Origin of the sequence: Leucobacter sp. Psy1 (assembly GCF_020096995.1) — a bacterium.
Taxonomy (GTDB): Bacteria; Actinomycetota; Actinomycetes; order Actinomycetales; family Microbacteriaceae; genus Leucobacter.
Genome location: NZ_CP083692.1, coordinates 3041354 through 3057006, shown reverse-complemented (window position 1 = coordinate 3057006; position 15653 = coordinate 3041354). Strand labels below are relative to the sequence as shown.

The window sequence follows — 15653 nt, the reverse complement described above, 5'->3', positions numbered from 1 at the left end:
AACTCGTTGAGTATCTCAACTGATCATTTTCCCGCTCGCGTCAACCTGGATATAGTCACGACTCGGCCACATAAACGCTGTGAGTCGCCCTGCCTGTTCAGAACTCCCACTTCCAGTATCAAGCTGTGCCGAATTGGTGGTGATTCTCGGCAGTTTCCCGACAGGAACGTGCGCACTGATTTGAAACCTTGACGCGTGTATCCCCGGAGGGACATGCTGAGCGACAACTTCGCCAGACTCCCAAACCGTCGGCATCTCGCGTAACGCGGATAGATGGTGGTGAGGCAGCTGACTGCGAAAATCGCTGAGCACGTCCGGACGGGCCTGGCGGCGAAGGTAGGACCGAATGGTAGTTGCCCCGCCCATTTTAAGGAATGGAGCGACGTTGCCTGTGTCCAAGGCGGACAGGAGTGCAGCCTCATGGTTCCCCGCCAGAAGAGTAGCCCTGCCTGACTGTCGACGTACCAGTAAAACCTCCAGCACATCAGCAGGAGAAGGCCCCTTGTTCACATAATCGCCGAGGAAGATTGTCCGGGAGATCTTCCGTTCGTCAAGGGCCGCAAGAAGACCCAAGAGCGCCTTCAAGTTGCCATGTATGTCGCCCACGAAGGCTAGTTGTCTCTTCACAGTAGGATCTTCTCCACTTCGGCGTAATCCGATCCTGAGCCGCTCGAACCGAGTGCCATGAAAGCCATTGACAACAAGTCACTATTGTTTCCCCATTCATTGACCACCGTAGCCTCGAGCGAACCATGTCCGTTAAGTGGAAACTCCCCGATCAGGTCTTGCAGTCGAAACAAGCAGTCGAGGTAGTCCTCATACGTCGCCTTCCGGTCTTGCCGGGAGGCGAGCAGACGCGTCAAGTTCTCATCGTCGTGGCGATTGGCTATTTCTCGCACCGAGAAGCAAGGGGAGCCATGAGCTATAGCCTTCGCGTATAAGGTGCTACGCAGTAGGTAGCGAGCTTGACGTGCGAGGCCCTGTTGGTACTTCGGCAGGTCGAGTTCGGGAGTTGTGAAGAGTTGCGACATTTCCAACACTCGTCGAAATAGTCGGTCAGTGTCGACCTGACCCATGCAACCCAGCGCTGCGGTCAGGCAACCGTCCTCGTCAAACAGAATTTTGCCATCGCGTTCGAGATGGGCCCCGAACAAGGTACCGGCACCGGTCTTAAGTTGATCAACGGTGTAAAAACTCAGACTAACTAAACCCGCATTGATTGTCGGCCGATGTGCTGCGGCTAGAGCAAGGAGGTCGAGATCCGACCCCTCCAAAGCGTCTCCTCGCGCACGGCTGCCGTAAACGACCATTCCACTGATAGATTCCGGTAAAGCAGGAAGGTCGTCAAGGATGGAGGCAGGTACGCCATGCAAGATAAGCGCGCGTATGAGATCTGGCCTGTTCACCCGTCCTAATCTAGACGTTGGGTCGTGGATTCAGGTCGTTTTCGGGTCAATGTTGACGGAACCGACGAGCCCCTCTGAGAGATGCGTCCGAGATCCCCAAAGATGTAACGTGTCTCGTCCACGACTCTCTCGGCGTGTGCACGTCTGCCCGACTTCATAGACCGAACATCAGGTTCGGAGCTACCTGAAGTTCTCCCGCCATACGTCGCAGGCACACGTAAGGACCTGCGTCGTGAGAGTGTGTTGCGAGGCGAGCTGGGCATCTCGATGACGCTACGTCTTCCAAGAAAGGCGCGAATTAGCAACACGGAGCGCGAACACGCAAGGCCGAACTTGCGACAACCAGATGCATTCTGCTTGTTGGACGATGGTTAGACGGCACCTAGCGCGACCATCCAAACCGTGATTGAAACTCTTCCAAGAGCGCTAGCCACCTGGTCCGCAGCGAGTCCGCAGGACCACCATTTAGCGCCGGTTTTCATCCCCTCCTTGCAACCGTCAGATCCGCATTAGACCGAGACAAGTGAGGATGTACAACCATGCTCATTCGGAGGAAGACACAACACGCTGTTCTGACTTCAGGTCGAATCCTGACGGGCCCTAATGAAAGGGGCTGCTGTAGGAATGGGTGAAAGGTTCGGTGCGGCGGCAAGGGCCAGGTTCTTGGTCATGATGATCTCGAATTCGACGGGCGTCAAAAGACTCAGACGAGCCTGCCTGAGTCGTTTCAGCGGGCCGAGCGCTGGCGGCGGACGGAGCACTGGCGGCATCAGTCTTCGCGCTGGGCGCGTTCACGTCGCTCCCGGAGAGCGGGACCTTCACCCGCCCGGGGGTCCAGTGCGCTGTCACTTCGTGGGACGGACCGCAACGCCGGCGTGATCATCGAAAGCGCCGTCCCCGCTCAGCAAGAGCTGACGGTGAGGAGGTGACGGTCAGGTGACCGTCACGAGTACCCGCTGCCATCCGCTCGACCCGTCGGGGGCAACCGGTGCGCGCTCCTCGATCTGAATCTCGCCGTTCTTGTTGATGGCCCGCACCTCGACGTAATGGGTTCCGGCGGTGGCCTCCCACGGCATCATCCACTGCACCCACGTGTCGGAGTTGATGGGATTCGAGAGGGTGGCGGACTGCCAGTCGCCGTCGTCGATCCTCACCTCGACGCGATCGATGCCGACGGTCTGGGCCCACGCGACGCCCGCAACGGCGACTGTGCCTGCCGCGACCGGCTCTCCGGTACGAGGCGTGTCGACGCGCGAGGCGAACTTGATGGGTGCCTGCGCGGAGTATCCGCGAGGTGTCCAGTACGCCTCGTCGGCGTCGAACGTCGTGACCTTCAGCTCGGTGACCCACTTGGTCGCCGAGACGTAGCCGTACAGGCCGGGCACGACCATGCGCACGGGGAAGCCGTGCTCAAGCGGCAGCGGCTCGCCGTTCATCGCGACAGCGAAGATCGCATCGAGCCCGTCGTCGGTGAGCGCTTCGAGCGGGGTCGATGCCGTGTATCCGTCGACGCTGCGCGAGAGCACCATGTCGGCTCCTGCTTGCGGTCCGGCCATCTCCAGAATGTCGCGGATGGGAACCCCCTGCCAGATCGCGTTGCCGACGAGCCCGCCGCCGACCTCGTTCGAGACGCACGTGAGCGTGACCGCATACTCGTCGAGCCCCATACCGACGAGGTCGTCGAAACTCAGCTCCACCCGCTCGCGGACCATCCCGTCGATCACGAGCCGCCATGTGCTGGGGTCGACCGTGGGCACCGTCAACGCCGTGTCGACGCGGTAGAAGTCGCCGTTGGGGGTGATGAGCGGTGACAGGCCATCGATCTCGAACTCGGCGCCGTCGGGGATCGTGACGGTCGTCCGCGGCGCAGGCAGTCGCAACTCGCGGCGGGCGGCGTCAATGGAGGCGCTCGTGGCGTTGAGCATGCGAGACCCGATACCGACAACCAGGGCCGCCAGGCCCACAGAGCCAGTGGCGATCAGGAACGACCGGCGGCCGACCTCGCCCGCTGCGGGAGTTTCGGCGTCAGGCGACTCGGTGTGAGTCTCGGAACTCGCGACCACGTCACCCGACCACACCCGCAGCCGGGTGATGAGCAGTATGAGCACGACGCAGCCGACGACGGTTCCCAGGACCGGCGGGGCCGCGGCGAGCACCGATGCACCGGCACGGGTGACGATCGCGGCGGTCGAGAGCCCTCCGGCGACGACAACGACGACGAGCCCGAACGGGCGCGCGAAGAACTGCAGGATGCCGCCGATCGCGGCTGCGATAGCGACCGCCAGACCGAGACTGCAGAGCAGCACGACCTTGTCGGCTTCACCGAAGGTTGCGATCGCGAACTCCTTGACCGGTTGCGGCACGATGTCGATCACGAACGACCCGACCGCGAGGATCGGGCTGCTCTCAGGGGCGACGAGCAAAGCGAGGAGTTCGGCGACGGCGAGGAACGCCGCAGCGCTCACGATGCCGGCGAGCGCGCTCCACAGTGCCCAGACCCAGCGGCGCTTCTTCGACTGGGTCGCTGGTGCGGTCGATTTCGCCATCGTCGTCGCCTCTCGATCGGTAGCTCAGTTATACCGTGCATAGTGTGTTCGTTGCCGAGCGCGCAACGGATGGGATTTCCGCCGCGCACGCTCTCCCGAGAACTCACCGACGTGGCGAGAGGGGATGCCGCGCGGTATACCGGCGCGCACGCAAGGCAGGTAGGTGATGATCCACCCTCAGAGCGTTGATCGATTGGTGCGCCGCTGCGAGACTACGACTATGGCTTCTCTTGATGTGGTGCAGCAGACAATCCATATTGAACGGCACATCGACTCTCCGATCTCCACTGTGTGGGGAGCGTATTCCGATGCCGGGTCTCGAAGCGAGTGGGGCGTGCCTGCCGGTGAAGCCATGGTCTATGAGCACGACGACCTGCGCTCCGGCGGTCAGGCGCGCCATCGCTGCGGGGATCCAGATAAGTTGCAGTTTCTCGTAGAGACCGACTACTTCTTCGTCTCGCCTTCCGAAGTGGTTGTTCAAAACGAGAGAACCTGGCTAGGTGACCAGCTGTTATCTGTGGCACTTATAACGTGGACCTTCGGCGGCTCTCATCGCGAGACAGTAGTCACGGTCACTGCGCAGGTGACGTCACTTGTGGGTCAAGAGATGCTCGATGGGACTCGAAACGGACACAACATTGCACTGGACCAGCTCGCCGAATTCTGCGGAAGCGATTCTCGAAAGTAGCTGGATTGACGCGCGCTCCTCCCGTGACCCAACCGAAAACCTCAGAACAGCGTGTTGTGGTCTTCCATGCCGCGCATCGCGTCGTAGTCGAGCACGAGGCAGCGGATCCCGCGATCTTCAGCGAGGGTGCGTGCCTGCGGCTTGATCTCCTGCGCCGCGAACACGCCCTGCACCGGTGCGAGGGCAGGATCGCGATTCATGAGCTCGAGGTAGCGGGTGAGCTGCTCGACGCCGTCGATGCCTCCGCGGCGTTTGATCTCGATCGCGACGGAGGCTCCGGAGGCGTCGCGGGCGAGAATGTCGACGGGTCCGATCGCCGTCATGTACTCGCGCCGCACGAGCTGGTGACCGTCGCCGACGAGTTCGATCTGGTCGGCGAGCAGCTCTTGCAGGTGCGCCTCGACGCCGTCCTTGATGAGGCCGGGGTCGACGCCGAGTTCGTGGGACGAATCGCTCATGATCTCGAAGAGCGAGACGACGAGCTTGTCGCCGGTCTTCGCGTGGACGACCTGCCACGCCTCCTCGATGCCGGCCTCGCGCTGCTCGTCGTCGAGCTCGAGCGTGGTCAGCGCACAGGGCGGGCTCATCCAGTTGAGCGGCTTGTACGACCCACCATCGGAATGCACGAGGACGCTGCCGTCGCTCTTCAGCATGAGCACGCGCTTCGCGCGGGGCAGGTGGGCGGAGAGCCTGCCGGCATAGTCGACGGAGCAATCAGCAACAACAATTCGCACCGGAACAGTCTAGCCGCGCGGACCTGCCCAGCCGTCAACACGTCCGGCCGGGCGCGCAGTCGATCAGGCCTCGTCGTCGATGATCGTGTGGCCCGCACCGGTCAGCGCCACCTGTGCTCGCTGAGCCTCAGCCCCTGGGACCATGAGGACATCCCCATCGAACGTGGACACGACGAACACCGGAGAACCGATGGCCGAGAGCGGGGAGACCAGTGACGTCACCACGCCCGTCATGCCGAAGGGGATGGGGCCGCCGGCGTAGAAGGCGACCCACGGTCCGTCCAACTCGGCGCCGCGAGGGGCTGCGCCCGATGAGCACACGATGGATATCTCCTGCGGGGTCCGCGTAACCGATACGAACGACCCCGCTGCGATGACCTCGCCCGCGAGCGCGTGCGCGTCTGATGATGGTGAAAAGCGGGCGATGACGTACTCGTCCGGGAGACGGTGCAGAATAACGGAGGAATCGGGCATGGAGTCACCCCTTGTACGGCGCGGAAGGCTCTGGCCGAGCCGCGAGAGTCGCGCCGTTCCACGATAGGGCATCCGCCCGGGTGCCCTGCTGCGCTGCTCGGTCAGGCGTCGTGCCGACCGTTGTCATCGGGACGACGCTCTGCCACATCGGCAACGGGTTCCCGCGCGACTCCGGCGAGCAGGGAACTCATCAGCGCGATCGCAGCGAGCAGCCAGAACGCGGTGAGCAGCCCGATGTGCTCGCCGAGAAAACCGAACGCCATTGGTCCGAGCAGCATCGCCGTGTACGCGATCGTGGAGACCGCTGCGACACTCTTGACGGCCGTGCGCGGGTTGTCCGCGGCAGCTGATATCGCGACCGGGAACCCGAGTCCGGCGCCCACGCCCCAGCACAGAGCGCCGAGCACGATGGACCACGACGCGGGGAGCAGGATCACAATGATCACCCCGATGGCGCAGAGGATCGCACCCCCGCGCAGCACCGTGACGCGGCCGAGCCTGGCGAGGATGAGCGAACCCGCGAGGCGGGTCGCGGTCATGGAGACGAAGAAGACGCCGAGGATCAGGGCCCCCGTCTCGTTCGCGACTCCGCGGCCGTCGACGAGTGCGAGCGGAAGCCAGTCCGCCGCAGTGCCCTCGGCGAGGCTCATCGCCATGGCGACGGAGCCGATGAGCAGGACGCGCGGGTCTTTCCACGGGACGTATGGACGCCGGGATCCGTCGGCGATGGCCACCGAAGCGGTATGCGCGGAGGGCGTGCGGTGATCCTCTTCGTTGCGGGGGACGAATCGGAGGGCCATCAGCAGTACCACGAGCACTGCCGCGAAGACCCCGGTGAGGTGCAGGGGCACCGCCACTGATCCAGCTTCGGCGAGCGCCCCGACGCCCATCGCGCTCACGGTGCCGAGGCTGAACCCCGCGTGGAAGAGCGGCAGACGCGGGCGTCCGAGGGCGCGCTCCGCAGCGGCTCCGCTCACGTTCATCGCGACGTCGCAGGTGCTCAGTGCGAAGCCGAAAACGAAGAGGACTGCCAGACCGGCCGGAACGGCTCCCGTCCAGATCACGCTGGAAGCCACCGGCATCGCCACCGCCTGTACGAGGGCCGCGGTCGTCATCGCCCGGCGTGGCCCCAGCCAGGCGACGGTGCGGCCGGCGAGGAGCAGCCCGACCGTCGAGCCGGCGGCAAGGCACAGGCCGTAGAAGCTCATCTCGAAGGTGCTCGCTCCGAGGTGATCGCGTACCGCAGGGAGGCGTGCAAGCCAGTTGCCGAAGCCGAACCCGATGGTGGTGAAGATGGCGAGGATCGCCCAGACCCACCGTTTGACGGCGGGGTCACCGGTACCGTTCGGGGTCGGGGTCAACGCGCGGGCTCCATGGTGCCAACTCTATCTGACCGGGCCTAGAACGATCCAGCGCCCTCCGTGTGCCCGCCATCCGAGCGTCAGGGCCCGCGCGGCCATGAAGACAAGAGCGAAGCCGGCGGTGAGCCCGACGAGAGCACCCGTTCCCGAGGGGACGATTGTCATGATGAGCCACAGTGCCGGCAGGTACACGGCGACGTTCACCAGGCTGGTCCAGGCGAGGTACCGAGCATCGCCCGCGCCCATGAGGATCCCGTCGAGCATGAACACGTAACCGGCCAGCGGCATCGATGCGCCGAGCACGATGAGAGCGGCCGGCAGGATCGCGAGTACGGATTCATCCGTCGTGAACACGCGCCCGATGAGCGGGCTTCCCGCGGCGAGCAGCAGGCCGAGTACGACCCCGAACGCGAGCCCCCAGAAGAGGATGCGGCGCACGATGAACCTCGCACGGTCCGCGTCGCGGGCGCCCAGCGCTTCGCCGACGAGCGCCTGCGCCGCGATCGCGAGCGCGTCGAGCGCGAACGCGGCGGTCGAGAAGATCGTGAAGACGACCTGATAACCGGCGGTTGCCGCGGTGCCGTGCGTGGCGGCGGCGGCAACCGTCGCGAGAACGGCACCGCGCAGGCCCGCGGTGCGGATGAAGAGCCACCAGCCGCTCCTGCCTGCGTAGCGCAGGCCGTCGCGGTGCGGGAGGAAGTCGGCACCGGCCTGACGCGAGTGACGGCCGATGACCACCAGGTAGGCGGCGACCATCCCCCACTGGGCGATGACGGTGCCCGTCGCGGCGCCCGCGACACCGAAACCGAGGCCGTAGATGAGGAGCCAGTTGAGCAGTGCGTTGGCCGTGAAGCCGACGCCCGCGACCATGAGCGGCGTCTTCGTGTCTTGCAGCCCGCGCAGGAGGCCGCTCGCGGCGAACACGAGCAGCATGGCGGGCAAGCCGGCGCTGGAGATGGCGAGATACGTGGCGGCATGCTCCGAGGTATCGCCCGCGGCGCCGAACGCCGAGACGAGCGGCGAGCTCGTCGCCCAGAGCGCGACCCCGAGCACGGCGCCGATCCCGAGCGCGAGCCACAGCCCGTCGATGCCCGCCTGCACGGCTCCCCGACGATCCCCGGCCCCCGAGCGCCTCGCGACGATCGGGGTTGTCGAGTACGCGAGGAAGACCATGAGACCCACGGCGGTCTGCAGGATCGCACTCGCGATCGCGAGACCCGCCAGCGGGGCCGCCCCGAGATGCCCGATCATCGCCGAATCGACGATGAGGAAAAGGGGTTCGGCGATCAACGCGCCGAGAGCCGGGACCGCGAGCCCTGCGATGCGACGATCCATGGTGCGCCTGCGACGGCGGGGATCTGCCCCTGAGCTCTGCGGTTCCACGTGGACCACGCTAGCGGGGTCCACGGACATTGGCGTGCCGCCTAGAGTGGGAGGCATGCCGACCGGAGCGCTCGACCATGGTGCGACCGTGATCGCGCTGGCGATCGCGGCCGGCCTGGTTCCTCCGCTTGTCGCCGCAGGTGCCCTCATGCGCCGGCGTCCGCGCTGCATCACGACCGCGGACTGGGTGACCTACTGCAGGGTGCTCCTCACCGGTGTCATCGCCTTCGGTGTCGTCTTCGTCTTCTCTGGCGCCTGGCCCGAGCGCACCTGGACGGTGGCGATCCTGGCGGGTCTTGCGCTGCTTCTCGATGCAGTGGACGGTCAGGTCGCCCGCCGTACCGGAACGGCGACGGCAGCAGGTGCGCGGTTCGACGTCGAAGCAGATGCCGCACTATTGCTCGTGCTTTCGGTTCTCGCCGCTCTGACCGTCGGGTGGTGGGTGCTCGCGATCGGACTGCTGCGATATGTCTTCGTGCTCGCCTGGTGGGTACGACCGCGGCTCCGGCGCAATCTTCCGTTCAGTCAGACGCGGCGCGTGATCGCTGCCATTCAAGGCATCGTGCTGCTCGCCATCATCGTGCCCGTCACTCCGGTTCCCGTCGCGATCGTCTGCGCGACTCTTGCCCTCGGGCTGCTCGTCTGGTCATTCGCTCGCGACATCGTGCGGCTCGAGCGTTCCGAGGTCGAGTATGCGTGACACGGTGGCCGGCGGCGACGGGACGAGGACATCAGGGAAACGCGGTTCCCGTCCCCGGTTGATCCTCATCGGCACCGCGCAGGTCGCCGTGACCGGCGGATTGCTGGCGCTCATCGTCGCGCGCTGGGGCGCTGCACCTTTTGTGCACGCCGTGGCCAGCGTCCCAGTATGGGCGTGGGTGTTCGGACTTCTGCTCGGGAGTCTCGGTGTGGTCGCTCAGGCACTGCGCTGGAGACTCGTGGCGCGTGAGCAGGGCATCCGGGTCTCCGTCGGGTCGGCGGTGGCGCGTTGCTGGCAGGCGGCATTCCTCAACAGCGTGCTCCCGGGTGGGCTCGTCGGTGATGCGCTGCGGGCAGCCGACGACAGTACCGATGCAACGGTGAACACCGGAAAACGAGCACTCGGGCGAGGGTTCGCGGCCGTCGCGGCCGAGCGACTCGCGGGCACTGCCGTGGTGTTCCTGGCGGCGGCGATTGCGCTCTGTACCCGGGTTCCGCTCGCTGCGACAGGGTGCGCACTCGTTGCCCTCGTCGCGGTCGCGGTGGCCTGGCGCTGGATTCGCCTGCTCCCGGCGCGGCATCTCACCGCGGTCGCGGCGCTCTCCGTGCTCGGCTGGGCATCTTTCCTCGGGGTGTTCGTCGTCGTCACCATGTCGCTTACCTCGGAAGTGTTGCCCGTGCAGACACCGGCGCTCGGCTCGATCGCCCTCGCAGGGATGTCGGTGCCCATCGGCATCGGGGGCTGGGGGACCCGTGAGGCGGCTGCGGGCTGGGGCTTCGCGCTCTTCGGGTACGACGCGGCTCTCGGCGTGGCGATCTCGATCGGCTACGGCGTTCTGGCGCTCGCCTCCACCCTTCCCGGCGCGGTGGTTCTCCTGCTGCGCTGGGTTCCGCGCCTGCGAGCGGCGCGTGAGGTCGGGGACCGGCGCTCCGAAAGCTGATTCTTGCCGTAGTGTCGCGCACCTAGCAGTCTGCGCGCGGCGGCATCTCGTGTGCGGAGAGTATGTGAGTCGCGAGTAGCCGTTCCCCGAAGTATGCATCGCAGCCGATGACCGAGAAAGCCAGATCCGGTTCGGATGCGAGAAACCATGACCTGTCGGTCGGCCAGAGGTAGCTGAGTTCAAGCGTCGGAGGCCCCGGCCAGTTTTCCTCTACTGATGAGAATAGCGCGTCCCGCAGAGAACCCGCGAGGAGGAAATAGGGTAGCCGCTCGTTCACCAGGTGTGCGGAAGGGTGCCCGAAACCGCGTGGTCCACTCGGGTTGTCGATGTCGGTGTATCCGCCGTAGAGCGCAAAGCAGCAAGTGAATGTCGGCGGGAACATCTCGAGAAGGAGATTCTCGAGTGACTGGGTTTGTACCTGAGAGAGTGGGGCGTCATTCGCATTCGAAGCCTGGAATGGCGGGTTTCCGCCAGGTATCGGACGTGTTCCCGGGTGTAGCAAGGCAATCTCGCGCGGGTAGCGCCGAGGCAAGAATGCATCGCCACTCGAGAGCTCGCTTCTCCTGAGCCAGGACGTGAACCAACTGCGATTCACCGGATCCATACTGTCGAACACAAGTCACATTATTGTACGGAATCAATAAATTAGGATAGGTTTCTAACAGGGGGGACTACCCGTTATGAACTGGAGAGTTCTGATGTCAACTTTCTCCCGAAACAGAGTTCTAGCCGCCGTGATGGCAGTGCTTCTGTCATCAACCGTATCTTTAACGGAGCATCGAGGCAGTAGCTCAATGACAAGCGATTTCACGCCGGAATTGACGAGCGACTCCTTTGATGAGGAAGCATTCGCTGTAATCGCTTTCAGTGAAAACGGGGTCGGGCCGCAGGCTTCGGCACCCATCCGCTGCCGCGGAGAATATGATTATCCGCATCCAGGCAAAAGTTCTCATCGAAGAGCGATAAATGCTCACATGAGTGTTTCTTGCAGAGGTGGAATGGCCGCACAAACAAGAATCCAGGCACAATCTCGAATGACTGATACTGCGGGGAGAATGGGACGCGTCAGCTCTCAATCGGGTCTGCAGAATGTCAAGGTCGGCGGCGACCTGAACTGCACCACGGATCGTCGGAACTACCGAGCTATGGCCGCTGTGAAGTTCACTTTTCCGGCTCAGTATGTTCCGCGCGTAATCACCGCGGGAGCGAAGAGCGTCGTGAGGTCTTTCCGGCTCAACTCCAATGGAATGTGTTGGTAGCTTATCCGGACTCGCGCGCTGCGGTGCAGTGAGCATCGGTTGCATTTCGGCGGGTTCCGAAGATGGCCCTGCGGGTTGCGCTCACGGCGCTCTAAAAACTGACGCTGGTCGCCGGCACATAGTCGAAGTGCGCAGACCGCGCAGGCGTCAGTTGAGGAGCTCTGTCGCTAGCAGCGGGCTGGTCGCGCTCGCCTCCACTCTTCCGGGAGGGTTGGTGCTCGTGGCGCGTGCCGCACCGCGGCTGCGAGCCGCGCGCGCTGCGTCTACGAGGCGACGCGGTCGAACTGTGGAAAGCGCGCAGAACGGGGAGTGATGTCGTGTGATGCCCACCGCTGAGGATGTGTAACGCGATGGAAACATGGTGTATACAGGGTGTGATGGCTGCGACACTTGAGTCGTCCGCTCAATGAACGAGGAGTTCCCATGGCAGATGAGATGCGAGTTGAGTCTGCCGCCCCGTCGGCTCCCGAGGTCGCTTACGAGTGGATCAAGCGGTACATCGTCGAGCTGCCGCGTGAGAAGGACGCGTTCTTGAACGAAGTATCTCTCGCCAAGGCGACCGAGACCTCGCGCACTCCCGTCCGAGAGGCACTGCTCCGTCTCGAGAGCGAGGGGATGCTCCGAAGGATCCCGCGCAAAGGGGCCTACGTGCCGCCGATCTCCGACGACGATGTTCGGGTCCTGATGGATGCCCGGTCGCTGGTCGAAACGTGGGCGGCGGATGTGGGAGGGGAAGCGATCCGAGCCGAAATGACCGGGTTGCGGCGCATCGTCGAGGAGCAACGGGCAGCGAGCGGTGACACAGCGCGCTTTATCGAACTCGACATCGAGTTTCACAGTCGCATGGTGCGGTTGGCGAGGAACCCTCTCTTGACGGAGTTCTACGATTCCCTCAGACAGCGCCAACTCCGCGTCGGAGTTCGGGCGGTTTCCCATGGAGCGGATCGACCCGGGGGTGTGCTGCGCGAGCATGCGGAGATCCTTGACGCGATCGAGCGGGGCGAAGGATCGGCCGCCGCAATCGAAGCGCATCTCCGGTCGACGCTTGTAGCGGCGATCGCCCCGTAGTCGACTCTCCGCTCGAGTGAGGCTGAAAGGCTCTGCCGGCTTCTTTCATGTAGACAGTCGGTATACAAGCAGTATAGGCTTCACCCAGACGGCGTCGACGCACGGTGCGGATCGCCGGAGGTATCAAGCAAAGGAGCAGAGATGACGCAGGTCGCGCTGGTGCAGGTCGCCAGCCCCGACGACGAGTCGCAGGCGGATCGCATCGATCGGGTGGAAGCGCTCCTGCGCGCCCATGCCGGACCCGAACTCTTCGTGCTTCCCGAGCTCTGGAGCGCGGGATACTTCAGCTTCGAAGATTACGAAGCACGAGCTGAAGCGCTCGACGGCCCGACGGTGAGTATGGCCCGCCGAGTGGCCAGAGATCTCGGTGCTGCGGTGCATCTCGGCAGCATCGTCGAACGTGATGCGGAAGGCCGGCTCCACAACACAGCCGTGCTCGTGAACCGTGAGGGCCAGGTGGCGCAGACCTACCGGAAGATCCACGTTTTCGGCTACCAGTCGCTCGAATCCCAGCTGCTGACTCCAGGCACGACCCTCAGCGTCGTCGAGAGCCCCGTCGGCTCCCTCGCGAGCACGACCTGCTACGACCTCCGGTTTCCCGGACTCTGGCAGGAGATCAGCAGGCGCGGTGCGGAAGCGGTCGTCGTGCCCGCGGCTTGGCCCGCTGCCCGCCGTGAGCACTGGCGTCTCCTCACCCAGGCGCGAGCGGTCGAGCACCAGGTCTGGATTATCGCGGTCAACGCGTGCGGGGTGCAGCACGGAGTGCAGCTCGGAGCATCGAGCCGCGTGATCGACCCGTCAGGCACCGTGCTCGGCGAGTGCGGAACCGATGAAGAGGTTCTCGTGGTCGACATCGACGAGAACCGCGTTGCCTCGGTCCGAGCGGAGTTCCCCGTCATCGGCGATCGTCTGGACGACTACACCACGATATCGAACGAGAGCGGAGCCGAACGATGAGCCTGACCTTCCGCGTCGCCGGGAGCGACGACACGATCACCTTGGGTCGGTTCACCGGCGTCGTCGCCGGGTACACCGGCCGAAACGTGGAGGCGGTGCAGCACCACATCGATGAGCTCGCGGCTATCGGCGTACCGCCGCCGCCCGAGGTGCCGATGTTCTACCCTGTCGACGCTGACACGGTCAGTACCGCGCCCGAGTTTGCCGATTCGGCGACGGCCCTCACCTCGGGTGAGATCGAACCCGTCTACATTCGGCATGACGGCGTGTACTACCTGGGTGTGGGGTCTGACCACACAGATCGCGACCTCGAGCGCACCGACATCGGCGATTCGAAGCGGGCGTGCCCGAAGCCGGTGGGAGAGACGGTGATCCGGATCGGCGACATCGCCGAGCTGGACCTCGACGCGGCTACCGCACGCTCGACCGTCGACGGTGATCAGTACCAGGAAGGCCGGCTCGACGGACTGCGCAGTCCAGCGGACGTCACCACCCGGCTGATCGATCGTCTCGAACTCGGAGACGGGGACTTCGTCTGCCTCGGCGGCACGTTACCCCTCATCGATGGAGGATTCCGCGCAGGAGCCGATTGGCACGTCGAAATCGAACTCGCCGATGGCACCCGCCTGACGCACGACTACCGGATGAAAGGACACGAAGCACGATGAGAACCGGACAGGAGTACCTGGACAGTCTGAATGACGGACGCTCGGTGATGCTCGACGGCGAGGTCGTTGAGAACGTCGGAGAGCATCCCGCGTTCGCCGGGATCAGAAAGACCATCGCCGAGCTCTACGACATCGCAGCTGACCCGGCGAACGACATGCAGTATCGCGCCGAGGAGATTGACGGCCCCGCGAATCTTGTGTTCTCGATTCCGCGCTCGCCCGAAGATCTCGCCGCACGGCGTCGTGCCGTCGAGCGATGGGCGAAGCACACGCACGGCTGGGTGGGCCGCAGCCCGGACCACGTCGGCAGCTTCTTCGCGGGCTTCGCGAGTCACCCCGAGGTGTTCGAAGGCGTCGAGGGCGATGACCGGGACTACGCCGGGAACATCCAGCGCTATTACGAGAAGATATTGCGTGAGAACCTGTACGTGACCTACGCGATCATTCCGCCGCAGATCTCCCGTGCCACCACGGCTTCGGGGTGGGAGGGCGACTTCCTGCAGGTCGGCGTCGTCCGCGAGACCGAAGAAGGCATCATCGTCCGCGGTTCGCAGATGCTCGCCACGGGCGGACCTGTCACCGATGAGGTGTTCGTCACCTGCATCAAGCCGCTCGGCCCCGACGATGAGGACTTCGCACTCAGCTTCGCCCTCCCGAGCTCGACGCCGGGCATGAAGATGTACTGCCGTCGTCCGTACGCATCGACGGCGACGAGCGACTTCGACTACCCGCTGACGTCACGCTACGACGAGCACGATGTGCTCATGGTGTTCGACGACGTGCTCGTGCCGTGGGACCGGGTGTTCATTAACCGGAACCTCGTCGCGCTGCGTCGCCAGTTCTTCGATACCGGTGCGCACGCGCTGGGCAACTGGCAGGCCCAGTCGCGGCTGACGATCAAGCTGAAGTTCATCGCCGCCGTCGCTCGGAAGGTGACCCAGGTCAACGGCACCGACAAGATCCCCGGCGTGCAGGAGAAGCTCGGCGAACTGGCGGCAGTGGTCTCCTCGGTGGAGTCCGCGCTGATCGCCGCTCAGGCGACTGCGGAGCCCGACCGCAACGGCGTGTACATTCCCGGACGCCGAGCGCTCTACGGCATCATGGGGCTGCAGTCGGAGACGTATCCCCGAGCCATCCAGATCCTGCGCGATCTCGTCGGCGGCGGTGTTATGCAGCTCCCGTCGAGCGTGAAGGATCTCCACAGCGACGTCACCCGAGGTGATGTCGAGCGCTACGTGCACTCGCCAGGCGTGCCGAGCGAGGAGCGGGTGAAGCTGTTCAAGCTCGCGTGGGACGTCATCGGTTCGGAGTTCGCCGGCCGCCACCAGCAGTACGAACTCTTCTACGCCGGTGCGCCGTTCGTGGTGAAGGGCGTGTACACCTACCGAAACTTCGGGTACGACGAGCTCGTAGCCGATCTGGATGAGTTCCTCGGCGGATACTCCGCCGACGATGAGAAGGAGGCGTAA

The 15653-nt window shown here is 64.4% G+C and carries 14 protein-coding genes; 7 read left to right on the top strand and 7 right to left on the bottom strand.

All coding sequences use genetic code 11. The annotated features are described in order from the left end of the window. Positions 1 to 15: 15 nt before the first annotated feature. From K8P10_RS15480 to K8P10_RS14495, 3 genes are all read right to left on the bottom strand, one after another. Positions 16 to 606 (bottom strand): metallophosphoesterase, encoded by a 591-nt coding sequence (locus K8P10_RS15480; protein WP_224781305.1) that lies wholly within the window; start codon positions 604 to 606, stop codon positions 16 to 18. A 17-nt stretch (positions 607 to 623) separates the two neighbouring features. Continuing rightward, positions 624 to 1406, bottom strand: a complete 783-nt coding sequence (locus K8P10_RS14500) for a nucleotidyltransferase domain-containing protein (RefSeq protein ID WP_224779594.1) — start codon at positions 1404 to 1406, stop codon at positions 624 to 626. 932 nt (positions 1407 to 2338) lie between these two features. Then, positions 2339 to 3952 (bottom strand): molybdopterin-dependent oxidoreductase, encoded by a 1614-nt coding sequence (locus tag K8P10_RS14495; protein WP_224779593.1) that lies wholly within the window; start codon positions 3950 to 3952, stop codon positions 2339 to 2341. A gap of 220 nt (positions 3953 to 4172) precedes the next feature. On the opposite strand from K8P10_RS14495, the gene K8P10_RS14490 reads away from it, so the two are divergent. Next, positions 4173 to 4640, top strand: coding sequence for an SRPBCC domain-containing protein (locus K8P10_RS14490; protein ID WP_224779592.1), 468 nt, complete (start codon positions 4173 to 4175; stop codon positions 4638 to 4640). Positions 4641 to 4681: 41 nt separating this feature from the next. Here K8P10_RS14490 and nucS read toward each other — a convergent pair whose 3' ends face one another. From nucS to K8P10_RS14470, 4 genes are all read right to left on the bottom strand, one after another. Beyond that, positions 4682 to 5374, bottom strand: coding sequence for an endonuclease NucS (gene nucS, locus K8P10_RS14485; RefSeq protein ID WP_224779591.1), 693 nt, complete (start codon positions 5372 to 5374; stop codon positions 4682 to 4684). A gap of 63 nt (positions 5375 to 5437) precedes the next feature. Continuing rightward, positions 5438 to 5848 (bottom strand): ACT domain-containing protein, encoded by a 411-nt coding sequence (locus K8P10_RS14480; protein WP_224779590.1) that lies wholly within the window; start codon positions 5846 to 5848, stop codon positions 5438 to 5440. Between the two features lie 101 nt (positions 5849 to 5949). Then, positions 5950 to 7209, bottom strand: coding sequence for an MFS transporter (locus K8P10_RS14475; RefSeq protein ID WP_224779589.1), 1260 nt, complete (start codon positions 7207 to 7209; stop codon positions 5950 to 5952). Between the two features lie 24 nt (positions 7210 to 7233). Continuing rightward, a complete protein-coding gene (locus K8P10_RS14470; protein WP_224781304.1) occupies positions 7234 to 8544 on the bottom strand; it encodes an MATE family efflux transporter in 1311 nt (436 codons plus the stop codon). A gap of 103 nt (positions 8545 to 8647) precedes the next feature. Between K8P10_RS14470 and K8P10_RS14465 the strand changes: the two genes are divergently transcribed. The 6 genes from K8P10_RS14465 (at position 8648) to K8P10_RS14440 (ending at position 15653) form a co-directional block, all read left to right on the top strand. Then, the gene (locus K8P10_RS14465) at positions 8648 to 9292 is read left to right on the top strand and encodes a CDP-alcohol phosphatidyltransferase family protein (RefSeq protein WP_224779588.1); all 645 of its coding nucleotides are present in this window, start codon (positions 8648 to 8650) and stop codon (positions 9290 to 9292) included. After that, entirely contained in the window at positions 9285 to 10232 is a 948-nt protein-coding gene (locus K8P10_RS14460) for a lysylphosphatidylglycerol synthase transmembrane domain-containing protein (RefSeq protein WP_224779587.1), read from the top strand. The genes K8P10_RS14465 and K8P10_RS14460 overlap by 8 nt, the downstream gene beginning before the upstream one ends. Positions 10233 to 11914: 1682 nt before the next feature. Beyond that, positions 11915 to 12559, top strand: a complete 645-nt coding sequence (locus tag K8P10_RS14455; protein WP_224779586.1) for a GntR family transcriptional regulator — start codon at positions 11915 to 11917, stop codon at positions 12557 to 12559. A 141-nt stretch (positions 12560 to 12700) separates the two neighbouring features. Beyond that, on the top strand, positions 12701 to 13516 hold the full coding sequence (locus K8P10_RS14450) for a carbon-nitrogen family hydrolase (RefSeq protein ID WP_224779585.1): 816 nt from the start codon (positions 12701 to 12703) through the stop codon (positions 13514 to 13516). Further along, positions 13513 to 14184, top strand: a complete 672-nt coding sequence (locus tag K8P10_RS14445) for a DUF2848 family protein (protein ID WP_224779584.1) — start codon at positions 13513 to 13515, stop codon at positions 14182 to 14184. The genes K8P10_RS14450 and K8P10_RS14445 overlap by 4 nt, the downstream gene beginning before the upstream one ends. Next, on the top strand, positions 14181 to 15653 hold the full coding sequence (locus K8P10_RS14440) for a 4-hydroxyphenylacetate 3-hydroxylase family protein (protein WP_224779583.1): 1473 nt from the start codon (positions 14181 to 14183) through the stop codon (positions 15651 to 15653). The genes K8P10_RS14445 and K8P10_RS14440 overlap by 4 nt, the downstream gene beginning before the upstream one ends.